Here is a 22,931-nt window from a genome sequence, read left to right as displayed (position 1 = left end):
AAGGCTGAAATAAAACTAAACACATTTTTTCACTCAAATCGAACACACCTCCAACAAAATGCCATAAAATCCGCCCATTGATTTGAATGTAAAGAGATACCTATGAAACTGAAAACCTTAGCCTTGACCTCATTAACCCTGTTGGCATTGGCCGCTTGCGGCAAACAGGCGGAAACCAGCGTTCCGGCAGACAGCGCCCAAAGCAGCGCATCTGCTCCGGCAGCCCCTGCCGCATTGACCGAAGGTGTCAATTACACCGTATTGTCCAATCCGATTCCGCAACAGCAGGCCGGCAAAATCGAAGTATTGGAATTCTTCGGCTACTTCTGCCCGCATTGCGCCCATCTTGAGCCGGTTTTGAGCGAGCACATCAAAACGTTTAAAGACGATACCTATATGCGCCGAGAGCATGTCGTGTGGGGTGATGAAATGAAACCTTTGGCACGTTTGGCGGCCGCAGTGGAAATGGCCGGTGAATCAGATAAAGCCAACAGCCATATTTTCGATGCGATGGTTAACCAAAAAATCAACTTGGCCGATACCGATACCCTGAAAAAATGGCTGTCCGAGCAAACAGCGTTTGACGGCAAAAAAGTATTGGCTGCATTTGAAGCGCCCGAAAGCCAAGAGCGTGCGGCTCAAATGGAAGAATTGACCAATAAATTCCAAATCAGCGGCACACCGACCGTTATCGTCGGCGGCAAATACCAAGTCGAATTTAAAGACTGGCAGTCCGGCATGACCACGATTGACCAGTTGGTGGACAAAGTACGCGAAGAGCAGAAAAAGCCACAATAAGTTGAAGGCTGAATGAATAAAGGCCGTCTGAAAATAGATTTCAGACGGCCTTTTATATTAGATGTTATAGAAGAAATGGTTGCTTAAGGTCTCATGATTTTAAATCTGAATACAAAACCAAAACGCCGTCTGAAACTTTTCAGACGGCGTTTTCTGTCAAATCGGCTTACAAACCTGGGAACATGCCTTTCATTCCCTTCATGCCTTTGGCCAAGCGCATCAGTTTGCCCAAGCCGTTGCCGCTGAACATCTTCATCATTTGTTGCATTTGTTCAAACTGTTTGAGCAATTTGTTCACTTCCTGCACGGTCGTGCCTGCACCCATTGCAATACGGCGTTTGCGGCTGGCTTTGAGCAGGGCAGGGTTGGCGCGTTCTTTTGGAGTCATTGAGTTGATGATGGCTTCTACTTTGCCCATCGCTTTTTCGGCCGTGCCTTCGGGGATTTGTTTCGATATTTGACCCAGTTCGCCCGGCATTTTCGACATCAGGTTTTCCAAGCCGCCCATATTGCGCATCTGCTGGATTTGTTCTTTAAAGTCATTGAGGTCGAAGCCTTTGCCTTTTTGCAGCTTTTTCGCCATTTTGGCGGCAGCTTCTTCATCAATACCTTTTTGAACGTCTTCAATCAGGGTCAATACGTCACCCATGCCGAGGATACGGCTGGCAAGACGGTCGGGGTGGAAAGGTTCGAGGCCGTTGATTTTCTCGCCGACGCCGATAAATTTAATCGGTTTGCCGGTCACATGGCGTACGGACAATGCCGCACCGCCGCGCGAGTCGCCGTCCATCTTGGTCAATACGACACCGGTCAGCGGCAGGGCTTCATTAAATGCCTGAGCAGTGTTCACAGCATCCTGACCCAGCATGGCATCGATAACGAACAAAGTTTCAACCGGGTTGACCGCCGCATGAAGCGCTTTGATTTCGTTCATCATCTCTTCATCGATTGCCAAACGGCCGGCGGTATCGACCATCAAGACATCGTAAAAATGTTTTTTGGCGTAATCGACGGCGGCAGTTGCAATCTCAACCGGTTTTTGGTTGGTATCGGATGGGAAAAAGTCCACGCCGACCTGTTCGGCCAACAGACGCAGCTGTTCAATCGCGGCAGGGCGGTAAACGTCGGCAGATACCACTAAGACTTTTTTCTTCTGATCGTTTTTCAGCAGGCGGGCGAGTTTGCCGACGGTTGTTGTCTTACCGGCACCCTGCAAACCGGCCATTAAAACAATGGCAGGCGGTGAAACCGACAAATCCAGCGTTTTGTTTTCCTTGCCCATCAATTCGACTAAGGCTTGGTTAACCACACCAATAAAGGCTTGGTCAGGCGTCAGGCTGCCGACGACTTCTTGGCCAAGGGCCTGTTCTTTGACTGTGTTGACGAATTCTTTAACGACGGGCAATGCAACGTCGGCTTCCAGCAGGGCAAGACGAACCTCGCGCAAGGCTTCTTTAATATTGTCTTCGGTCAGCGTTGATTGGCCGCGAATATTTTTAAGTACCTTGCTGAAGCGGTTGGTCAGGTTGTCTAACATACTTATCCTTGATAATGAGAATAGCTGCCCAATACAGGGCATTCTTTGTTAAAATAAAATTCGGATTATTTTACACGATAGTCCGAAGTTATGCTTCAAGAACACAAACACGACACCAAGGCCGTCTGAAACCCTGCCGGGTGTCTGTCAAGTGTTCACATGTCTATTGAGAAAGATATTTATGCCGATTGTCTTAATCTGCCTTATGCTGGTGTATGCCGGATTGGGCGCATTTTCCTGGTTGCAACATAAAAAGCACAATAATAAGTCTTACCCGCTGAAAACCGAGCTGCTGATTTTGAGCGGCGCATTATTGGTACATGGCGCAGCATTGATGTTCCCAGTATTGCAGGATAGGGTATTGATTACCGGTTTTGGCTATTCGCTCAGTCTGATAGTCTGGCTGATGCTGATGATGTACTGCTTGGGCAGCTTCTTTTATTGTCTGCGCGGAGTGCAACTCTTATTGTATCCCTGCGCCGCATTGACCTTATTATTGGGTTTCCTCTTCCCAGGGGATTTTTCAGGTCGTCAAATCGTAGACTTATTGCCGCTGTCGCACATCGCATCATCATTGCTCGCATACGGACTATTTGGCATCGTTACCTTATTTGCCATCCTGATCCTTTTGCTCGACCGCAATCTGCACAAACGCCGTTTTTCCGCATTGGTCAGCTTCTTGCCGCCATTATTGAGTTTGGAAAAACTTATGTTCCAAGGTATGTGGGCAGGTTTCGTTTTATTGACCTATTCTGTAATCAGCGGTACGTTTTTTGCAGAAACCATTTTCGGCAAGCCGATGACCTTCACGCATAAAACCATCTTCAGTATTATGTCGTGGCTGATTTATGGCGCATTATTGTTGAAACACAGCATGACCGCATGGCGCGGCAAAAAAGCCGCCGTTTGGACTATTGTCGGATTTGTCAGTCTGATTTTTGCCTATGTGGGCAGTAAATTTGTCCTAGAAATTGTCCTTCAACGTATTGGATAAATAGAAATCATAAAAAAGGCCGTCTGAAAGAGCATATCAGACGGCCTTTGTTTTGTATTTTTTTGTATGTATGGATAGTGTAGAAAGGTTGCTGGAGTTTTTTTATAAAATAAAAACCCTGTTAAAACAGGGCGGTGATTAAATTTCTAGAAATAATTTTGCGAAAGGTGTTGACTGGTTTTGTTTGGAGGCGTATAGTTCTGTTCTTCGCTGCTGACGCGGTGAAGAAAACGAAGCAGACAGTATAACACAGTTAGTTAGAATTTTCGATAATTTTAGTTGACATTTGCTAAATGTACTGTATAATTCGATTCGCTCTTTAAAAAACAGATTACCGATAAGTGTGAGTGCATTAGGCCTCACACTGTTTGAAAGACAGACAAGATGATGTTTTAGACATTGTCCTGTCGGTTTCTTTGAAGCAGACCAGAAGTTATAAGTTAGAGATTGAACATAAGAGTTTGATCCTGGCTCAGATTGAACGCTGGCGGCATGCTTTACACATGCAAGTCGGACGGCAGCACAGAGAAGCTTGCTTCTTGGGTGGCGAGTGGCGAACGGGTGAGTAATATATCGGAACGTACCGAGTAATGGGGGATAACTAATCGAAAGATTAGCTAATACCGCATATTCTCTGAGGAGGAAAGCAGGGGACCTTCGGGCCTTGCGTTATTCGAGCGGCCGATATCTGATTAGCTAGTTGGTGGGGTAAAGGCCTACCAAGGCGACGATCAGTAGCGGGTCTGAGAGGATGATCCGCCACACTGGGACTGAGACACGGCCCAGACTCCTACGGGAGGCAGCAGTGGGGAATTTTGGACAATGGGCGCAAGCCTGATCCAGCCATGCCGCGTGTCTGAAGAAGGCCTTCGGGTTGTAAAGGACTTTTGTCAGGGAAGAAAAGGCTGTTGCTAATATCGACAGCTGATGACGGTACCTGAAGAATAAGCACCGGCTAACTACGTGCCAGCAGCCGCGGTAATACGTAGGGTGCGAGCGTTAATCGGAATTACTGGGCGTAAAGCGAGCGCAGACGGTTACTTAAGCAGGATGTGAAATCCCCGGGCTCAACCTGGGAACTGCGTTCTGAACTGGGTGACTAGAGTGTGTCAGAGGGAGGTAGAATTCCACGTGTAGCAGTGAAATGCGTAGAGATGTGGAGGAATACCGATGGCGAAGGCAGCCTCCTGGGATAACACTGACGTTCATGCTCGAAAGCGTGGGTAGCAAACAGGATTAGATACCCTGGTAGTCCACGCCCTAAACGATGTCAATTAGCTGTTGGGCAACTTGATTGCTTAGTAGCGTAGCTAACGCGTGAAATTGACCGCCTGGGGAGTACGGTCGCAAGATTAAAACTCAAAGGAATTGACGGGGACCCGCACAAGCGGTGGATGATGTGGATTAATTCGATGCAACGCGAAGAACCTTACCTGGTCTTGACATGTACGGAATCCTCCAGAGACGGAGGAGTGCCTTCGGGAGCCGTAACACAGGTGCTGCATGGCTGTCGTCAGCTCGTGTCGTGAGATGTTGGGTTAAGTCCCGCAACGAGCGCAACCCTTGTCATTAGTTGCCATCATTAAGTTGGGCACTCTAATGAGACTGCCGGTGACAAGCCGGAGGAAGGTGGGGATGACGTCAAGTCCTCATGGCCCTTATGACCAGGGCTTCACACGTCATACAATGGTCGGTACAGAGGGTAGCCAAGCCGCGAGGTGGAGCCAATCTCACAAAACCGATCGTAGTCCGGATTGCACTCTGCAACTCGAGTGCATGAAGTCGGAATCGCTAGTAATCGCAGGTCAGCATACTGCGGTGAATACGTTCCCGGGTCTTGTACACACCGCCCGTCACACCATGGGAGTGGGGGATACCAGAAGTAGGTAGGGTAACCGCAAGGAGCCCGCTTACCACGGTATGCTTCATGACTGGGGTGAAGTCGTAACAAGGTAGCCGTAGGGGAACCTGCGGCTGGATCACCTCCTTTCTAGAGAAAGAAGAGGTCTGATGCATTCACACTTATCGGTAAACTGTAAAAGATGCGGAAGAGAAAAGCTTGAGTGAAGACAAGATTCGCTTAAGAAGAGAATCCGGGTTTGTAGCTCAGCTGGTTAGAGCACACGCTTGATAAGCGTGGGGTCGGAGGTTCAAGTCCTCCCAGACCCACCAAGAACGGGGGCATAGCTCAGTTGGTAGAGCACCTGCTTTGCAAGCAGGGGGTCATCGGTTCGATCCCGTTTGCCTCCACCAAGAACTTTACAAATCAAAGGAAGCCTGCTATACTTAGCAGCTTATTTTGATTTGCGAAGTGAAATATCGACGCATCGATCTTTAACAAATTGGAAAGCCGAAATCAACAAACAAAGACAATGAGTTTGTTTTGATTTTTTGTTCTTTGCAAAGGATGAAAAATCTCTCGCAAGAGAAAAGGAAACAAACACAGTATTTGGGTGATGATTGTATCGACTTAATCCTGAAACACAAAAGGCAGGATTAAGACACAACAAAGCAGAAAGCTTTATCAAAGTAGGAATTTCAAGTTTATTTCCCTAGTCAACGGGTAGGCAAACGAAGTCAAAGAGGTTCTTGAAATGATAGAGTCAAGTGAATAAGTGCATCAGGTGGATGCCTTGGCGATGATAGGCGACGAAGGACGTGTAAGCCTGCGAAAAGCGTGGGGGAGCTGGCAATAAAGCTATGATCCCGCGATGTCCGAATGGGGAAACCCACCTCTTAGGAGGTATCCTTATCTGAATACATAGGATAAGCGAAGCGAACCCGGAGAACTGAACCATCTAAGTACCCGGAGGAAAAGAAATCAACCGAGATTCCGCAAGTAGTGGCGAGCGAACGCGGAGGAGCCTGTACGTAATAACTGTCGAGATAGAAGAACAAGCTGGGAAGCTTGACCATAGTGGGTGATAGTCCCGTATTCGAAATCTCAATAGTGGTACTAAGCGTACGAAAAGTAGGGCGGGACACGTGAAATCCTGTCTGAATATGGGGGGACCATCCTCCAAGGCTAAATACTCATCATCGACCGATAGTGAACCAGTACCGTGAGGGAAAGGCGAAAAGAACCCCGGGAGGGGAGTGAAATAGAACCTGAAACCTGATGCATACAAACAGTGGGAGCACCCTTGTGGTGTGACTGCGTACCTTTTGTATAATGGGTCAACGACTTACATTCAGTAGCGAGCTTAACCGAATAGGGGAGGCGTAGGGAAACCGAGTCTTAATAGGGCGAACAGTTGCTGGGTGTAGACCCGAAACCGAGTGATCTATCCATGGCCAGGTTGAAGGTGCCGTAACAGGTACTGGAGGACCGAACCCACGCATGTTGCAAAATGCGGGGATGAGCTGTGGATAGGGGTGAAAGGCTAAACAAACTCGGAGATAGCTGGTTCTCCCCGAAAACTATTTAGGTAGTGCCTCGAGCAAGACACTGATGGGGGTAAAGCACTGTTATGGCTAGGGGGTTATTGCAACTTACCAACCCATGGCAAACTAAGAATACCATCAAGTGGTTCCTCGGGAGACAGACAGCGGGTGCTAACGTCCGTTGTCAAGAGGGAAACAACCCAGACCGCCAGCTAAGGTCCCAAATGATAGATTAAGTGGTAAACGAAGTGGGAAGGCCCAGACAGCCAGGATGTTGGCTTAGAAGCAGCCATCATTTAAAGAAAGCGTAATAGCTCACTGGTCGAGTCGTCCTGCGCGGAAGATGTAACGGGGCTCAAATCTATAACCGAAGCTGCGGATGCCAGTTTACTGGCATGGTAGGGGAGCGTTCTGTAGGCCGATGAAGGTGCATTGTAAAGTGTACTGGAGGTATCAGAAGTGCGAATGTTGACATGAGTAGCGATAAAGCGGGTGAAAAGCCCGCTCGCCGAAAGCCCAAGGTTTCCTACGCAACGTTCATCGGCGTAGGGTGAGTCGGCCCCTAAGGCGAGGCAGAAATGCGTAGTCGATGGGAAACAGGTTAATATTCCTGTACTTGATTCAAATGCGATGTGGGGACGGAGAAGGTTAGGTTAGCAAGCTGTTGGAATAGCTTGTTTAAGCCGGTAGGTGGAAGACTTAGGCAAATCCGGGTCTTCTTAACACCGAGAAGTGATGACGAGTGTCTACGGACATGAAGTAACCAATACCACGCTTCCAGGAAAAGCCACTAAGCTTCAGTTTGAATTGAACCGTACCGCAAACCGACACAGGTGGGCAGGATGAGAATTCTAAGGCGCTTGAGAGAACTCAGGAGAAGGAACTCGGCAAATTGATACCGTAACTTCGGGAGAAGGTATGCCCTCTAAGGTTAAGGACTTGCTCCGTAAGCCCTGGAGGGTCGCAGAGAATAGGTGGCTGCGACTGTTTATTAAAAACACAGCACTCTGCTAACACGAAAGTGGACGTATAGGGTGTGACGCCTGCCCGGTGCTGGAAGGTTAATTGAAGATGTGCAAGCATCGGATCGAAGCCCCAGTAAACGGCGGCCGTAACTATAACGGTCCTAAGGTAGCGAAATTCCTTGTCGGGTAAGTTCCGACCCGCACGAATGGCGTAACGATGGCCACACTGTCTCCTCCTGAGACTCAGCGAAGTTGAAGTGGTTGTGAAGATGCAATCTACCCGCTGCTAGACGGAAAGACCCCGTGAACCTTTACTGTAGCTTTGCATTGGACTTTGAAGTCACTTGTGTAGGATAGGTGGGAGGCTTTGAAGCAGAGACGCCAGTCTCTGTGGAGCCGTCCTTGAAATACCACCCTGGTGTCTTTGAGGTTCTAACCCAGACCCGTAATCCGGGTCGGGGACCGTGCATGGTAGGCAGTTTGACTGGGGCGGTCTCCTCCCAAAGAGTAACGGAGGAGTTCGAAGGTTACCTAGGTCCGGTCGGAAATCGGACTGATAGTGCAATGGCAAAAGGTAGCTTAACTGCGAGACCGACAAGTCGAGCAGGTGCGAAAGCAGGACATAGTGATCCGGTGGTTCTGTATGGAAGGGCCATCGCTCAACGGATAAAAGGTACTCCGGGGATAACAGGCTGATTCCGCCCAAGAGTTCATATCGACGGCGGAGTTTGGCACCTCGATGTCGGCTCATCACATCCTGGGGCTGTAGTCGGTCCCAAGGGTATGGCTGTTCGCCATTTAAAGTGGTACGTGAGCTGGGTTTAAAACGTCGTGAGACAGTTTGGTCCCTATCTGCAGTGGGCGTTGGAAGTTTGACGGGGGCTGCTCCTAGTACGAGAGGACCGGAGTGGACGAACCTCTGGTGTACCGGTTGTAACGCCAGTTGCATAGCCGGGTAGCTAAGTTCGGAAGAGATAAGCGCTGAAAGCATCTAAGCGCGAAACTCGCCTGAAGATGAGACTTCCCTTGTGGTTTAACCACACTAAAGAGTCGTTCGAGACCAGGACGTTGATAGGTGGGGTGTGGAAGCGCGGTAACGCGTGAAGCTAACCCATACTAATTGCTCGTGAGGCTTGACTCTATCATTTGAAGAACTTCAAAGATAAAAGCTTACTGACTGATTCAGTCATCACCAAATAATTGATTAAGGCTTTACCGATTTGTAACAGTTTAAGTTTGGCGGCCATAGCGAGTTGGTCCCACGCCTTCCCATCCCGAACAGGACCGTGAAACGACTCAGCGCCGATGATAGTGTGGTTCTTCCATGTGAAAGTAGGTCACCGCCAAACACCCATTCCAAAGCCCCCGACTGATGTCGGGGGCTTTTTATATACCTGTCGTTTCTGTCGGTTTGACGATAGGAGGTAGGGTAATGGGTGCAAGGATATTGATGAACCGATACCCATTCCGATACCTATTGAGTGTTCGTGCATGCTTGTTGTTTAAATTAAAGGATGACAACTCTGTTGTTATTCTTGAACAAAAGTACTGAAAGTTATGGTTAACTGTTTAGAATATTTGAAATCAAACGATATTTGCGTTAATATGTCGTAAGCATTTGTGTGGGTATGAGCTGTTGCCCTATCTGCGCGTATGTGACAGTGTTTACAGAGTGGAATAAAACCATTCGGTAGGCTTCCTGACTGATTCAATCAAATATGTTATGGGAAAAAATCTGATGAAGAAATTTTTATTTGGTGCATTTGCCGCCGTCTGTGCAGCATTCTCTTTGGCCGCCGTGAATATCAATACCGCGTCTTCTGCCGAACTGGAGGCTTTGCCGGGTATCGGTCCGGCTAAGGCGAAATCGATTGTGGAATACCGTCAGAAGAACGGTGCGTTCAAATCGGTGGAGGAGCTGAAAAACGTGAAGGGCATCGGTGATGCGGTGCTGAACAAGTTAAAGGCGGAGGCGACGGTTTCTTCTGCCGCGCCTAAGGCCGCACAGCCTGCCGTGAAAAAATAAGCCTGACGGTTAACTGCCGTATGCCGCCCCGAGGCTGAACCGTTTGCCGGTTCGGGCTGACGGGCGGCTTTGTATGGGCAGTGGCAATGAAGACTTGGACCAATGGGGGCCATTGAGTAAAGGGACAAACGGATAAGGTGCCTCCTGTCGGATAGGGATACAAAGATAAAGATAAAGATAAAGGGAAGAAAGATATGTACTTAAAAGCATTTGACGGAAAACGGAATGGGGCAGCTGTACAGAGGGGCTACTCCTTGATACAGCTGTTGGTGGTGATGCTGCTGGTTTCGATATTGGCGACGGCGGCATTGACTGCCTATCGGGAGTCAGTCCGTTCGGCCAACTTGCGTGCGGCTCATGCCGCCCTGCTGGAAAATGCGCGCTTTATGGAGCAGTTCTATGCGAAAAAGGGCAGCTTTAAGCTGACGTCGACGAAGTGGCCGGAGCTGCCGGTGAAGGAGGCGGGCGGTTTCTGCATTCGGATGAACGGTCAGGCTAAGGGGATCCTGGAAGGGAAGTTTACCCTGAAGGCGGTGGCTCTGGACAGGGAGGCGGAGCCGAGAGTATTACGCTTGAACGAGTCGTTGACGGCGGTAGTGTGCGGGAAGATGAAGGTGAAGGGAAGCTGTACGGACGGTGAGGAGATATTTAGGGGCAATGATGCGGAGTGTAAGCCTTTTACGGGGTAGAAATCTGATCGAAAGGGAGGAAGCGGATAAAGAAAAGGACGTGGGGGATACATCCTTTCGGGAGAGGATAATTTAAGGGGCTGTACTAGATTAGCTCTAAATTCCACACCAATCCCGCAGGATTTTTAGCTGCCGGGACGGTGTGCCGAAGTTAAATCGAAATTCGCATTCTTTCAAGAACAGCGGGAAAGATTTGCGATCGATTCCATTGTATTTTCGCAAGACACGTTTTGCCTGATTCTAAAAATTCTCAATGCCATTAATGTGGTTCTGACGGTCGGCAAATTCCTTGGAATGGTTGATGCGGTAATGGATGAAACCGCTCACGTCCAACTTGTCGTAGCTGCTCGGACTATCGGTATAAACAATACTGTCCGGCATGATTTTCTTTTTAATGACAGGGAGTAACGTTTCAGACTTGGCATTATCCACCACAACGATATAGACCCGTCCGTTGCGTTTCAGAATGCCGACGACAACCACTTTTCCTGCCACACCGCGACCACGCCTGCCTTTACGCTGTCCGCCGAAATAGCTTTCGTCCAGCTCGACAGGGCCCTCGAAAACCTCATCGGCAGCCAAGGCCAAATGATAGTTTATAACCGTGCGGATTTTACGGTAGAACAGTGCTGCTGAATTGGGATGGATACCCAAAATATCGACTGCAGAACGGGCGGTAACTTCCAGTACAAAAAAACGGAGCAGTTCTTTCTGTGCTTTTTTCTTTAATTTGCAGTGCGTTATCTTCATATTTCGAGGGTAACATATCTGCTAATCTAGTACAGCCCCTAATTTAATTGTTCCTGCTAACATAACTAACCTCAGTTAGCTAAGGAAGGAGATGAAATATTTAGTCTTGTCAGATTAGCACACTATCAATTTTCAGACGACCCTTTGTTATAATCCTCTCTTTACCTGAACATAAAACAGGCTGTCTTATGGAAGTCATCCAATATCCCAATTCTCCGTTTAAACTCCATCAGCCATTTCCTCCTGCCGGTGACCAGCCCGCTGCCATTGCCGGCTTGCTCGAAGGGCTTTCAGACGGCCTGGCCTATCAAACCTTGCTTGGTGTAACCGGTTCGGGTAAAACCTACACCATGGCGAACGTCATTGCTCAAAGCGGCCGCCCTGCTATCATCATGGCGCACAACAAAACCCTTGCCGCCCAGCTTTATGCAGAAATGCGCGAGTTTTTCCCCGAAAACGCGGTGGAATATTTCGTCTCCTACTACGACTATTATCAGCCTGAAGCCTATGTGCCCAGCCGCGATTTGTTCATCGAAAAAGACAGCGCGATCAACGAACACATCGAGCAGATGCGCCTTTCCGCCACCAAAAACCTGATGACGCGCGACGACGTGATTATCGTCGCCACCGTGTCCGCCATTTACGGTATCGGTGACCCGACCGAATATCAACAAATGGTGTTGTCCGTCAAAGAAGGCGATACCATCGAGCAGCGCGACATCATTGCCACACTCGTTTCCATGCAGTACGAACGCGGTGATTTGGACTTCAAACGCGGCAGCTTCCGTGTACGCGGCGACGTGATTGACGTGTACCCTGCTGAAAGCTCCGAAAACGCCTTGCGCATCAGCCTGTTCGATGACGAAATCGACCGACTCGATATGTTCGACCCGCTTTCAGGCAGCCTGCACCAACGCGTCGGCCGCTACACCGTCTTCCCATCCAGCCACTACGTTACCCCGCGCGACACCGTCTTGCGCGCCTGCGAGTCCATCAAAGAAGAATTGCGCGAACGCATTGAATTTTTTGCCCGCGAACAACGCCCTGTCGAACAACAACGCATTGAACAGCGCACCCGCTTCGACCTCGAAATGCTCTACGAAATGGGCTTCTGCAAAGGCATCGAAAACTACTCCCGCCACTTCTCCGGAAAAAAAGAAGGCGAACCGCCGCCCACGCTGATGGACTACCTGCCCGACAACGCTATCATGTTCATCGACGAAAGCCACGTTACCGTCACCCAAATCGGCGGCATGTACAAAGGCGACGCATCGCGCAAGCAAAACCTCGTGGACTACGGCTTCCGCCTGCCTTCCGCCCGAGACAACCGACCGCTCAAGTTCCACGAATTTGAAAAAGTCATGCCGCAAACCATTTTCGTTTCCGCCACCCCCGCCAAATACGAAGAAGAACACGCCGGACAAGTAGTCGAACAAGTCGTCCGCCCCACCGGGCTGGTCGATCCCCAAATCATCATCCGCCCCGTCGCCACCCAAGTTGATGACTTAATGAGCGAAATCAACGACCGCATCCAAAAAGGCGAACGCGTGCTCGTTACCACCCTCACCAAACGCATGGCGGAACAACTCACCGACTATTACAGCGAACTCGGCATCAAAGTGCGCTACCTGCACAGCGACATTGATACCGTAGAGCGTGTTGAAATTATTAGAGATTTGCGGCTCGGATTGTTTGACGTACTCGTCGGCATCAACCTCTTGCGCGAAGGCTTGGACATCCCCGAAGTCTCCCTCGTCGCTATCCTCGACGCTGACAAAGAAGGCTTCCTGCGCTCCCACCGCAGCCTGATTCAAACCATAGGCCGAGCCGCGCGCAACGTGAACGGTGTCGCCATCCTGTACGCCGACAAAATTACCGATTCCATGAAAGCCGCCATCGATGAAACCGAACGCCGCCGCGAAAAACAGATTAAATTCAACGAAGAACACGACATCGTGCCGCAGCAGATTAAAAAACAGGTCAAAGACATCATCGATGGCGTGTACCACGAAGAAGACAGCGGCAAAGGCCGTCTGAAAGGCAAAAACAAAGTCAAAGTCGGCGAGATTCACAATGAAGAAGACGCGATTAAAGAAATCGCCAAACTGGAAAAAGCCATGCAGCAGGCAGCTAGGGATTTGCAGTTTGAAGAAGCGGCTGTGTTGCGGGATAGGATTCGGGGGATTAAAGAGAATTTGTTGTTTTAACTGTGCTATACTTTCAAAAATGTTATTTCTCACAATAAATACCTTATTTATGGATGATAAACAAAATGCATGGTTATAATGATTATCCACCACATTTGTTTTATAAAGGGACAGTAAAAATATCTGTTATTTTGGAGCAAGCGCAAAGAGATACAAATGGTATAAATAAACTTAATAAAGTTCACGAGTTATTTGGAACGCCCGCTGTTGGGCTTGTTGCTAGGATTCGTAGATACATAAATGGGGAAGCTTTAAAAATGCCAGAAGCAATAAATAATGAAAAATATCCATTTAAAGCAATTAAATATGCTCACTGTACCGATTGGGATAAATTCAATGAAGAAAATGGTTCTATTAATGATTTAGCTCATTTACGTGCTTATTTTTGGGATTGCAACCCATATGGTGAGGAACTAATGTGTATTACACATTTTTTGAGAAAACAAACAGAAAAATTACATCCAAAAGATACAGAAATTTCTTTGCAAGAAAAAGATAAATTCGAAAAAAATGGATTCAGTTATGAAGACTAACGTACTAGCTTTAAGTAGTAGAAGTGAATTTGATCAAGCAGTATATCAAGAAGATATTCTTATTGAATTGTCAGAAAGACTGGCTCTAGAGATGGAATATGCCCAAATCCAACCTGAGGAATTGCAAAAACTGTTAGGGAAAAATGAGGCATATGTGACAGGTTTATTGGAGGGCTTTGCTAATATTAGATTAAAAGAATTGGCAGATATTTTTTCTGTTTTTAATAAATATGTTAAGCTTATGCCTGCTTATGAAGGTCAAAAAGTTTGCTATTTAGAAGATAGTAAATTTAATACCGTGAAGTTAAATATTAATCCTGAGGTAAAGATAGCTGAAGACTTTAGAAATTTCTCCATTATAAAACATAATGATAACACGCAAACGATATCAAAATTAGTTAATGTTACAGTTAATAATAATTTTAGTTGCAACTCTGAGTTTCAGGGAATTTTAGAAAGTCAGTATATTGGAAATTCATTACCAAATAATCAGCATCAAATTCAAGATATTATCTGTGGAAACAATTCTTTGGTGAGTAATGTAAAATGAATGATATTAAATTATCAAATAAATCAATATTTTTTAAAGATTTATTTTATAAAACATCCTTAGACTCAATATCAAGAGATGATATTGGCGGTGGAGAAATGCAAATTCTTGCACAACCACAAATAGAAAAGAAATCTGATACAGAGTTTAAAGTTACTGCAATTGCAGATGTGTCTAGCACAAGCAAAGAGTTCATTTTAACAGCGTCTATTTGGGTTAAATTTGAATTTAGCTTGGTGCATGCAGAGTTACCAGATGATGCAAAAATAAAAAATGTTGCACAAGAAATCTTTGAAGATTTAGTTTATAAATTTATTCAGGAGTTCACAGAACGAACGCCTTTTCATATGACTACTAGCAAGCCGTAGCCTGTATCTCCACCAACCACGTTGCGTGGTTGCGCCATACTCTACTTGCAGGTGGCACAAAATTTAAAACCGACGTGTAGTGTATGTGCGGTACGCACGCACGCGTTCTTTTCCGTTCAAACCATTATTTCAAACTTTCAGAAGACCTCAAATGTCGTCTGAAAACTTTTAGAATAAAGGCCGTCTGAAATCCAGTTTTCAGACGGCCTGATTTTTTCTTAATTCAAAGTGTTAGCAGTCAAACTCTGCAATTACCGGTGTGTGGTCGCTGGGGCGTTCTTGGGCACGGGTTTCTAGGTCGACAGTGACGTCGGTAAGGGTGGCGGCGAGTTCGGGGCTGCTGAGAATGTGGTCGATGCGCAGGCCGAGTTTGCGTTGGAACATGGCGCCGCGGTAGTCGAACCATGTGTAGAACGCGCCTTCGGGGTGGATTTTGCGCAGGCTGTCGGTCAGGCCGAGGTCGAGTAGGTTTTTAAACCATTGTCTTTCGATGGAGGAGCAATGGATTTTTTCGTGCCATTTTTCGGGGTCGTAGCAGTCGGCATCGGCCGGGGCGATGTTGAAGTCGCCGAGCAGGACGAGTTTGGGGTGTGCGGCCATTTCTGCGCGGACGAACTCGGTCAATGCGGCAAACCATTGTTCTTTGTATTGGAATTTTGGGCTGTCCAGGGCTTCGCCGTTGACGCAATAGACGTTGATGACGCGTACGCCGTTGATGGTGGCGGCGATGACGCGGCGTTGCGGGTCGTCGGGTAGGGTGGGGAGGCCGCAATGTACGTCTTGCGGTGCGTGGCGGCTGATGATGGCGACGCCGTTGTAGGTTTTTTGGCCGCTCCAGACGCAATGCCAGCCCATCATTTGCAGGGCGGCGGCTGGGAATTTGTCTTGGTCGAGCTTGAGTTCTTGTAAGGCGAGTATGTCGGCTTGGTGGTCGGCCAGCCAGTTTTGTACTTGGGGCAGGCGGACGTTGAGGGAATTGACGTTCCAAGTGGCGATTTTCATGATGTTTCCGTGTGTGCTGTTGGGTGGGAAGGCGGCGGATTGCGCCTGTGGGCATGGGCGGTATTGTATAGCGGATTGGTTTATTTTTCGATATGGGCTGATAGTGGCAGGCCGTCTGAAAGCTGATGTTTCAGACGGCCTTGATGTTGTGATGTGGAATAATTTGTTTATTCAGCCTGGTCTTTGAGCGTGCGCAGGGTATTGAGGATGGTGGTGGCTTCTTCGGAGATGAGGCGGTATTCGATGATGCGGTGGTAGCGCGTGAAATCGATGATGCCTTCGGTGCGCAGGCGTGCGAGGTGGTTGGCGATGCCGGTCGGGGAGGAGTCGAGCGCCTGTGCCAGTTCGGTAATGCTGCGGTCGCCGTTAAGCAGCAGAAAAAGGATGGCCATGCGTTCGGGGTTGGCAATCAGTTTGAGAATGGTAGCGAGACGCTTGATTTCCATATTATTGTTCCTTTTGTCTGTTATATGAATGCTTGATTTGGGTTAAATTTGGATGATTGTAGTTTTTATTAAGATTAACCTTATAATTCAAACTCTTACCTTGTAGTGTACACGGTTTTGTAAAATTTGAGGGCATTGTTTTGCAATTTTTTGTTCATTTTCGATATTTTGCTTCGGTTGCAAAAATGGATTGAAAAGAGACGAAAAGGCCGTCTGAAATGTTCCGTTGCAGATGATTTTGCTGACGGATGTTTCAGACGGCCTTTGATTTGGCTTTAAGTTGTTTTTTCTTTTATGTTTGTTTTGAATCAGCCGATTGATTGTTTTTAAACAAGCAACTAGGTTTTATGATTCTATGCTTAGGACTACACGCCAAAGGCTTGTCAGATGCTTGGACGTGTTGTCGAAATGCGACTACTTTTTCTTCCAGCCTGCGGTCATGGCGAAGGTGATGGGGTCGTAGTATTTCGGCAGCTTGGACGGAATGCCTACATCGTTACGGTACACGACGCGGTAGCGGTCGGCGAACCAGTTTGGAACGATGGTGTATTGGTGGCGAATCAGTCGGTCGAGCGCGCGCGAGGTGGTTTGCAGCTCTTGGCGGTTGGTAAAGCTGTTGAAATGGGTCAGCAGTTTTTCAACCGCAGGATGACAGACGCCGGATAGGTTGCGGCTGCCTTCGGTTTTGGCGGCGGCGCAGCTGAAGTAGTCGTATTGCTCGTTGCCAGGGCTTTCGCTGTTGCCGTAGTAGCCTGTGGTCACGTCAAAATCGAAGTCGTTCATGCGTTTTTGGTACACGGCGGAATCGGCGGTGCGCACGTTCATGGTAATGCCGATTTTGGCGAGGTCGCTCTGCCATTTGGAGGTAATGCGTTCGTAGTTTTTGCTTGGGGCGAGGAATTCAAAAGTCAGCGGTTTGCCTTGTTTGTCGACTGCTTTGCCGTTTTTGTATTGATAGCCGCCTTTTTCAAGCAGGGCACGTGCTTTGAGCAGGTTCGGACGTACGCCCAGTTTGGGGTCGGTAACCGGCGGCATAGGGACGTCTTGATCCAATACGCCGTCGGGCAGCTTGGTACCCAATGATTTGAGCAATGCGGTTTCCGCGCTGTCCGGCTTGCCGGTTGCGGCCATGGTGCTGTTGGTGAAGAAGCTGTCGGTGCGGCGGTATGCGCCGTAGAAGATGCGGCGGTTGACGCTTTCGTAGTCGAAGCTTTCAATCAAGGCGCGGCGGACGTAAATATTGTCCAAGGGCTTGTGGCGCATATTGATGACGAAGCCTTGCATGCCGGCCGTGCTGTTTTGTATCCATTCGTGTTTGGACAGATTGCGTTTTTTGAGGACTTCGTCGGAGTAGGCGCGTGCCCAGTTGCGGGCGACGTTTTCTTGTACGAAGTCATATTGGCCGCCTTTCAGTCCTTCGATGCGGACAACTTCGTCTTTGACGTATTTGATGCGGATGTGGTCGTAGTTGTAGCGGCCTTTGCGTACGGGCAGATTTTGCGCCCAGTAGTTTTTGTCGCGGACAAACTCGCTGATGCGGCCGTTTTCGGCTTTGGCAAAACGGTAGGGGCCGGAGCCGATCGGCAGGCTGTTGGGTGCGGCGGCCAGGCCTTTGGGATAGCTTTTATGCGAGAAGACGGGCAGGCTGCCGAGAATCATGTGCAATTCTGAGTTGCGCTGTTTGAAGCGGAACACGACGGTGCGATCGCTGGGCGTTTCCACTTTGGCCACGTCGCTCCAGTAGAAGTGGTACATGGGGGCGGCAGCTTTGTCTTTGGTCAGGATGTTAAATGAAGCGGCAACGTCTTTGGCCAAAACGGGGTCGCCGTTGTGGAATTTGGCTTTAGGGTTGATTTTGAAGGTAACGGAAAGGCCGTCCGGCGCCAGGGCGATGTCTTCGGCAATCAGGCCGTAAACGGCGTAAGGTTCGTCCATGCTTTGCTCGGTCAGGGTGTCGAGCGTCAGCATGCTGATGCCGTATTCGTGGTTGCCTTTGAGGGTAAAGGGATTGAGCGTGTCAAAAGCACCGAGGAAAGGCGTGGTAAACGAGCCGCCTTTGGGAGCGTTGGGATTGACGTATTCGAAGGCGGTGAAGTTGGCCGGATATTTCGGTGGTTGGCCAAGGCTTACGCCGTGGGCGGCAAAAGCGGCAGATGGAATCAGACCGAGCAGCGAGAGTAGGGCTGGTGTTTTCATCTATTTTTCCTTGTAGGTTGAATGTAGTATTCAGTAGTGTGCTGATTATAGCAAAGGCCGTCTGAAACTTGATATTTTTGCTTTCAGACGGCGTCAGGTTTAAGAGGATTGTTTTTTCGTATGGGCACTGAACTCGGCCAGCGTCATGTTCAAGGTTTCCAAGCAGGGCTGCATGATGTGGTCAACCGTTTGATTAACCTTGTCTTTATTAAGCGTTTGCGGACGGTAGACAAAGAGTTTGAACAGCTCAGCCAAGTCGATGGACTCCGCTCCCATTTTCAAGACCCAGCCCTGACGGCCGGAATAGACATAACCGTGTTGTGCCAGCTTTTCTAAAAGCTCGCCCAATTCGTCAAAGCCCATATTGATATGCCGTCTGAACTCCTGCACCGGCAATGCCTTGCCGTTTTGTTGGGCAGAATCGAGCAGCAGCAGGATTTTCAATACATCGTCAAAGCGGCCGCGCGCATCCAAACTGCGGCGGAACGCTTCGCCGCGCCAGTAGGACAGGGACGAGGTCAAAACCGCGCCGCCCAATACCAGCGTCCACAACAGGTTGAGCCACAACAGGAAAAACGGTACAGCGGCAAATGCGCCGTAAATCGATTTGTAGCCGTCAAAGTTGCCCATGTACCACGCGAACAAAAAGCGTGCCGTTTCCAAGCAAAACGCCGTTACGGCCGCGCCGACCAAAGCATGGCTGGCAGGCACGAAACGGTTGGGCACAAAGCGGTATAAACCCCACAGCAGTAGCGTAATAAATGAAACCGTGGTTATGCCCCTCAGCCATTCCGAGCCGCCCACCACTTGCACCTGACCGATTACGACCGACAAGCCCACGCCCAAAGACAAAGGCCCAAACGTCAGTAACGCCCAATACACCAAAAACTGCATCATCCAAGGCCGTTGCGAATTGACACGCCAAATCCGGTTGAACGCATTGTCTATCGTCCGAATCAACATCAGCGAGGTTACGACCAACATCACACTGCCGATCGCCGTCAGATTGGTGGCCTTATCGCGGAACGCATTGATGTAGTCAAACACCATGTCCGCGCCCTGCGGAACGATGGTGCGGTTGATAAAAGAGATAAATTCCCCCGACCATTGGTCGAAAACAGGGAAGGCAGAAGCGATGACGACCATCACCGTCAACACGGGCACCAAAGCCAAAAGCGTCGTAAATGTCATGCTTGCCGCCACCTGCGGCACGCGCTCCTCATCAAAACGGCGCACGACAAACCAAGCGAACGCCACGCCTTTACTCTTTAAAAAACCTTGCCACCATTGCGAAAACGGCATAACCTTTTCCCACTTTTAAATTGAAATTTCTTCTTTTCAGATGACCTGAGTATTTAAAAGGCCGTCTGACACCTGACAGCATTGTAACGGAAACCCCAAATGAACCCAAATCCTCTGAAAATCCTCGTTCTCTTTTATTCCCAAAATGGCAGCACGCGCAACCTTGCCCGCCAAATCGCACGCGGTATCGAAAGCGTGGACGGTTGCGAAGCCGTATTGCGTACCGTTCCCAAAGTTTCCACCGTTTGCGAAGCCGTTGAAAAAGCCATTCCCGACGAAGGTGCGCCATACGCGACTGCCGACGACCTCAAAAATTGCGCCGGCCTTGCGCTCGGCAGCCCGACGCGTTTCGGCAATATGGCCGCCGCGATGAAATACTTTATCGACGGCACCATTCCCCTTTGGCTCGGTGCAGAACTCGTCGGCAAACCCGCCACCGTTTTCACCAGCACATCTTCACTGCACGGCGGCCAAGAAAGCACCCTGCTGACCATGATGCTGCCCCTGTTGCATCACGGCATGGTCATCAGCGGCATTCCATATACCGAGTCCGCGCTCAGCAATACCCAAAGCGGCGGCACGCCTTACGGCGCAAGCCATGTTTCCGGCTACGACAGCAAGCCGGCATTGACCTCCGAAGAAAACGATATTGCCTTTGCACAAGGTAAACGTTTGGCAGAATTGGCAAGAAAATTGGCAGACTGATTTTTTGTGATAAAAAGATTGAGGCCGTCTGAAAACCTGATGATGCGGGTTTTCAGACGGCCTTTTTAGTTAATTAGGGCTAGATTAAAAATAAATATTTTGAATTAAACGAACTACTTAGAAAATAGTGATTAGAACATAGTTTCATCGGACTACATCTTTTTGATAGAATCTGCCACCAAATTAAAACATCAGCTAACTGGAGAAGCTATGTCACTACCTGTATTCCCCTATGGCAAATTAAGCTTTGCCGTCAGTCTGGCGCTGTGTTCGGCGTATTCTTTCGCAACCGAAGTAGAAAATACCCAGCCGCAAGAACGTGTCGATTTACCGACAGTTACCGTCCAAGGTGTCGGTAAACAGACTACTTCCAACTACACCATTCCCGCTTCCTCCGCCGCGACAGGCATCCGCCTGACCCAGCGCGAAACGCCGCAGTCCCTGTCTGTCGTAACGGCAAAACAAATCGAAGACCAAGGCTTGGACAGCCTGCAGGACGTATTGAAACAAACACCGGGCGTATTCCACAGCAAAATGGGCAACAACGTATCCGGCCACAGCCAATTTATTTCGCGCAGTCAGGCTGTTGACAGCATTTCCGTGGACGGCGCGCCTAAATTCCTTTACGACGGCAAAGCCATCCGCCGCGGCACCAACAATCTGGACAGCACATTGTACGAACAAGTCGTCATCGTGCGCGGCGCAAGCGGTTTGTCCAATGGCGGTATGGGCGAGCCGGGCGGTACGGTTGCTTTGGAACGCAAAAAACCGACTGCCAAGCCTGTCGTCAGCGTGGAAGCCGGTGTCGGTTCGTGGAACCATTACCGCTTCGTCCTTGATGCCAATCAGCCTTTGAATGCAGACAATACCTTGCGCGGCCGCGCTATTTTGGTCAGCGACCACGGCGGCGATTACCTGCCGAACACTTCGCGCCACAATCATACTTTCTACGGTACTTTGTCTTACGATATCACGCCGCAAACCCAATGGCGCCTCGGTACGGAAATACACCGTTTCCGCAATACCGGCAGCTCGCGTTTCAGCTACCTGACGGCAGCAGGTTCGCGCCGTACTGGATTCATACCATTTGAGTCTTCGCCACGCAGCAATTCTTCCGCACGCTGGGCATACGGCAAAGACACCAGTGCCGAAGTATTCACTTCCCTCAGCCATGAGTTTGATAACGGCTGGAAACTGACAGGCGATTACAGCCATGTTTCGGGTAAAAACGACATCGTTTCAGGCATTGCCGGTACTTTTGTCATTAATTCGGATTACTCCGCGCTCTTTACATCCGACCGCGACCGCAGCAAATACCGCGATCAGAATTTTGCGCTGGCCTTAGACGGCTATTATCCGGCGTTGGGTCGCTCGCACGAGTTCAATGTTGGCATCAGCCATCAGGACAACAAAGAAAACCTGTCTTTCTATGACGAAGGCGAATCGACGATTCCTGATTTGCGCCTCTTTAACGGCAATATCGCCAAACCCGATATGCCGTATCTGCGCGATGGTTTTTCACGCATGAAAAACCTGTCGGTTTACGGCTCGACCCGTTTCAAACTGACCGATAAACTCGCCTTTATCGGCGGCAGCCGTTTTGTGGATTGGCGTTACCGTTACAGCACCAGCCGTAACAAATTCGCACACAGCAGCCACAAACAAAATGTTTTCATTCCTTATTTGGGCGTAACCTACGACATCGGCGACAATCTGACCGCCTATGCATCTTACACCACCATTTTCCGTCCGCAAGTGCGTTACCTGACCAAAGACGGCGCGGCGCTCAAACCACAACGCGGCAAAACCTACGAGACCGGTTTGAAAGCATCATGGTTTGAAGGCCGTCTGAATGCTTCCGCCTCCGTCTTTATGAACAAACGCGACCATTTGGGCGTTGTTGCAGGCAAATTCGCAAATGGCGAGGAATACTACCGCGCAGCCGACAACACCACAACAAAAGGCGTGGAACTCTCTGTCGGCGGCCGTCTGAGCGAAAAATGGCTGCTGAATGCATCTTATGCACGTTCCAAAATTAAAGACAGCGAAGGGGTTCAACTGCATCCGTCTTATCCGGTTCATCTGTTCAAACTCTTTACCGCGTATGATGTGACCGACCGTTTGAACGTGGGTGCCAACGTCAACTGGCAAAGCCGCAGCCACACGCTGGATGAATACCCTGCAGACATCAATCCAGCCGCCGCCGCTGCATTGACCCAACGTCCGTACGCAACGCTGGACTTGACCGGTCATTACAAAATCGGCAAATCCACCCGCATCAGTTTGGACTTTGAAAACGTCTTTAACAAACGCTATCGCACCATGCCGGATATTCACGTTTACGGCACGCCGCGTAGTGTGACTGCAACGGTTAAACATACGTTTTAATTGAATAGCAGAAGTAGGACAGGCCGTCTGAAAACCTAAATTATCGGGTTTTCAGACGGCCTTTTGTTTATATCTTAAACTTGCAAAAACC

General features: G+C 49.0%; 15 protein-coding genes, 2 tRNA genes, 3 rRNA genes and 1 pseudogene. 15 read left to right on the top strand and 6 right to left on the bottom strand.

Translation table 11 applies throughout. The features are described 5' to 3' along the window. Positions 1 to 102: 102 nt before the first annotated feature. Positions 103 to 798, top strand: a complete 696-nt coding sequence (locus tag LPB400_RS00455) for a thiol:disulfide interchange protein DsbA/DsbL (protein ID WP_219089054.1) — start codon at positions 103 to 105, stop codon at positions 796 to 798. 166 nt (positions 799 to 964) lie between these two features. Here the strand turns inward: LPB400_RS00455 and ffh are convergent, their stop codons facing one another. Continuing rightward, the gene (gene ffh / locus LPB400_RS00450) at positions 965 to 2,335 is read right to left on the bottom strand and encodes a signal recognition particle protein (protein WP_003684000.1); all 1,371 of its coding nucleotides are present in this window, start codon (positions 2,333 to 2,335) and stop codon (positions 965 to 967) included. A 181-nt stretch (positions 2,336 to 2,516) separates the two neighbouring features. Here ffh and LPB400_RS00445 point away from each other — a divergent pair, with 181 nt between their 5' ends. The 8 genes from LPB400_RS00445 to LPB400_RS00410 all read left to right on the top strand — a co-directional run bounded on the left by LPB400_RS00445 (position 2,517) and on the right by LPB400_RS00410 (position 10,393). Beyond that, entirely contained in the window at positions 2,517 to 3,329 is an 813-nt protein-coding gene (locus LPB400_RS00445) for a cytochrome C assembly family protein (RefSeq protein ID WP_070461213.1), read from the top strand. A 449-nt stretch (positions 3,330 to 3,778) separates the two neighbouring features. After that, positions 3,779 to 5,319, top strand: a 16S ribosomal RNA gene (locus LPB400_RS00440). Positions 5,320 to 5,424: 105 nt separating this feature from the next. Next, a tRNA-Ile gene (locus tag LPB400_RS00435) sits at positions 5,425 to 5,501 on the top strand. Positions 5,502 to 5,506: 5 nt separating this feature from the next. Further along, positions 5,507 to 5,582: transfer RNA gene (locus LPB400_RS00430), tRNA-Ala, on the top strand. A 348-nt stretch (positions 5,583 to 5,930) separates the two neighbouring features. Continuing rightward, a 23S ribosomal RNA gene (locus LPB400_RS00425) occupies positions 5,931 to 8,819 on the top strand. 94 nt (positions 8,820 to 8,913) lie between these two features. After that, a 5S ribosomal RNA gene (rrf, locus tag LPB400_RS00420) occupies positions 8,914 to 9,027 on the top strand. Together the 16S, 23S and 5S rRNA genes with 2 tRNA genes alongside form the textbook arrangement of a ribosomal RNA operon. A 389-nt stretch (positions 9,028 to 9,416) precedes the next feature. Next, a complete protein-coding gene (locus LPB400_RS00415) occupies positions 9,417 to 9,704 on the top strand; it encodes a ComEA family DNA-binding protein (RefSeq protein WP_036472233.1) in 288 nt (95 codons plus the stop codon). A 194-nt stretch (positions 9,705 to 9,898) separates the two neighbouring features. Further along, positions 9,899 to 10,393 (top strand): type IV pilin protein, encoded by a 495-nt coding sequence (locus LPB400_RS00410; RefSeq protein WP_107769082.1) that lies wholly within the window; start codon positions 9,899 to 9,901, stop codon positions 10,391 to 10,393. Positions 10,394 to 10,489: 96 nt separating this feature from the next. On the opposite strand, the pseudogene LPB400_RS00405 reads toward LPB400_RS00410, so the two are convergent. Beyond that, positions 10,490 to 11,143: pseudogene (locus LPB400_RS00405) on the bottom strand (IS1595 family transposase). 188 nt (positions 11,144 to 11,331) lie between these two features. On the opposite strand from LPB400_RS00405, the gene uvrB reads away from it, so the two are divergent. From uvrB to LPB400_RS00385, 4 genes are all read left to right on the top strand, one after another. Continuing rightward, positions 11,332 to 13,350 carry an excinuclease ABC subunit UvrB gene (gene uvrB, locus LPB400_RS00400; protein ID WP_070460625.1) on the top strand — a complete coding sequence of 673 codons (2,019 nt, stop codon included), beginning with the start codon at positions 11,332 to 11,334 and terminating at the stop codon, positions 13,348 to 13,350. 65 nt (positions 13,351 to 13,415) lie between these two features. Then, the gene (locus LPB400_RS00395) at positions 13,416 to 13,883 is read left to right on the top strand and encodes a hypothetical protein (RefSeq protein ID WP_107769084.1); all 468 of its coding nucleotides are present in this window, start codon (positions 13,416 to 13,418) and stop codon (positions 13,881 to 13,883) included. Beyond that, on the top strand, positions 13,873 to 14,433 hold the full coding sequence (locus LPB400_RS00390; protein WP_070460621.1) for a hypothetical protein: 561 nt from the start codon (positions 13,873 to 13,875) through the stop codon (positions 14,431 to 14,433). Before LPB400_RS00395 ends, LPB400_RS00390 begins: the two co-directional genes overlap by 11 nt. Beyond that, positions 14,430 to 14,801, top strand: coding sequence for a hypothetical protein (locus tag LPB400_RS00385; RefSeq protein WP_070460620.1), 372 nt, complete (start codon positions 14,430 to 14,432; stop codon positions 14,799 to 14,801). The genes LPB400_RS00390 and LPB400_RS00385 overlap by 4 nt, the downstream gene beginning before the upstream one ends. A 231-nt stretch (positions 14,802 to 15,032) precedes the next feature. On the opposite strand, the gene xth is transcribed toward LPB400_RS00385, so the two are convergent. From xth to LPB400_RS00365, 4 genes are all read right to left on the bottom strand, one after another. After that, positions 15,033 to 15,803, bottom strand: a complete 771-nt coding sequence (gene xth, locus LPB400_RS00380) for an exodeoxyribonuclease III (protein ID WP_219089052.1) — start codon at positions 15,801 to 15,803, stop codon at positions 15,033 to 15,035. Positions 15,804 to 15,970: 167 nt separating this feature from the next. Then, positions 15,971 to 16,249, bottom strand: a complete 279-nt coding sequence (locus LPB400_RS00375; RefSeq protein ID WP_219089050.1) for an ArsR/SmtB family transcription factor — start codon at positions 16,247 to 16,249, stop codon at positions 15,971 to 15,973. A gap of 414 nt (positions 16,250 to 16,663) precedes the next feature. Then, the gene (locus tag LPB400_RS00370; RefSeq protein ID WP_070647224.1) at positions 16,664 to 18,445 is read right to left on the bottom strand and encodes an extracellular solute-binding protein; all 1,782 of its coding nucleotides are present in this window, start codon (positions 18,443 to 18,445) and stop codon (positions 16,664 to 16,666) included. 99 nt (positions 18,446 to 18,544) lie between these two features. Next, positions 18,545 to 19,747 (bottom strand): YihY family inner membrane protein, encoded by a 1,203-nt coding sequence (locus LPB400_RS00365; protein ID WP_070713866.1) that lies wholly within the window; start codon positions 19,745 to 19,747, stop codon positions 18,545 to 18,547. Positions 19,748 to 19,846: 99 nt separating this feature from the next. On the opposite strand from LPB400_RS00365, the gene wrbA reads away from it, so the two are divergent. Together wrbA and LPB400_RS00355 are read left to right on the top strand one after the other, a co-directional pair. Then, positions 19,847 to 20,452: an NAD(P)H:quinone oxidoreductase gene (wrbA, locus tag LPB400_RS00360; protein ID WP_070713863.1), complete on the top strand. Its 606-nt coding sequence runs from the start codon at positions 19,847 to 19,849 to the stop codon at positions 20,450 to 20,452. Positions 20,453 to 20,662: 210 nt separating this feature from the next. Next, the gene (locus LPB400_RS00355) at positions 20,663 to 22,840 is read left to right on the top strand and encodes a TonB-dependent siderophore receptor (RefSeq protein ID WP_070713861.1); all 2,178 of its coding nucleotides are present in this window, start codon (positions 20,663 to 20,665) and stop codon (positions 22,838 to 22,840) included. The last annotated feature ends 91 nt before the right edge of the window (positions 22,841 to 22,931 follow it).

Origin of the sequence: Neisseria perflava (assembly GCF_019334725.1) — a bacterium.
GTDB lineage: Bacteria > Pseudomonadota > Gammaproteobacteria > Burkholderiales > Neisseriaceae > Neisseria > Neisseria subflava_A.
The sequence above is the reverse complement of the archived record's forward strand: the minus strand, read 5'-3'. Positions and strand labels throughout refer to the sequence as shown.

Excerpts from the sequence above, each read along its gene's own strand:
- LPB400_RS00445 (WP_070461213.1), top strand. The coding sequence starts at position 2,517 with ATGCCGATTGTCTTAATCTGCCTTATGCTGGTGTATGCCGGATTGGGC.
- LPB400_RS00365 (WP_070713866.1), bottom strand. The coding sequence starts at position 19,747 with ATGCCGTTTTCGCAATGGTGGCAAGGTTTTTTAAAGAGTAAAGGCGTG.
- LPB400_RS00390 (WP_070460621.1), top strand. The coding sequence starts at position 13,873 with ATGAAGACTAACGTACTAGCTTTAAGTAGTAGAAGTGAATTTGATCAA.
- LPB400_RS00370 (WP_070647224.1), bottom strand. The coding sequence starts at position 18,445 with ATGAAAACACCAGCCCTACTCTCGCTGCTCGGTCTGATTCCATCTGCC.
- LPB400_RS00395 (WP_107769084.1), top strand. The coding sequence starts at position 13,416 with ATGCATGGTTATAATGATTATCCACCACATTTGTTTTATAAAGGGACA.
- LPB400_RS00415 (WP_036472233.1), top strand. The coding sequence starts at position 9,417 with ATGAAGAAATTTTTATTTGGTGCATTTGCCGCCGTCTGTGCAGCATTC.
- xth (WP_219089052.1), bottom strand. The coding sequence starts at position 15,803 with ATGAAAATCGCCACTTGGAACGTCAATTCCCTCAACGTCCGCCTGCCC.
- LPB400_RS00455 (WP_219089054.1), top strand. The coding sequence starts at position 103 with ATGAAACTGAAAACCTTAGCCTTGACCTCATTAACCCTGTTGGCATTG.
- ffh (WP_003684000.1), bottom strand. The coding sequence starts at position 2,335 with ATGTTAGACAACCTGACCAACCGCTTCAGCAAGGTACTTAAAAATATT.
- LPB400_RS00375 (WP_219089050.1), bottom strand. The coding sequence starts at position 16,249 with ATGGAAATCAAGCGTCTCGCTACCATTCTCAAACTGATTGCCAACCCC.
- LPB400_RS00385 (WP_070460620.1), top strand. The coding sequence starts at position 14,430 with ATGAATGATATTAAATTATCAAATAAATCAATATTTTTTAAAGATTTA.
- LPB400_RS00355 (WP_070713861.1), top strand. The coding sequence starts at position 20,663 with ATGTCACTACCTGTATTCCCCTATGGCAAATTAAGCTTTGCCGTCAGT.
- wrbA (WP_070713863.1), top strand. The coding sequence starts at position 19,847 with ATGAACCCAAATCCTCTGAAAATCCTCGTTCTCTTTTATTCCCAAAAT.
- LPB400_RS00410 (WP_107769082.1), top strand. The coding sequence starts at position 9,899 with ATGTACTTAAAAGCATTTGACGGAAAACGGAATGGGGCAGCTGTACAG.
- uvrB (WP_070460625.1), top strand. The coding sequence starts at position 11,332 with ATGGAAGTCATCCAATATCCCAATTCTCCGTTTAAACTCCATCAGCCA.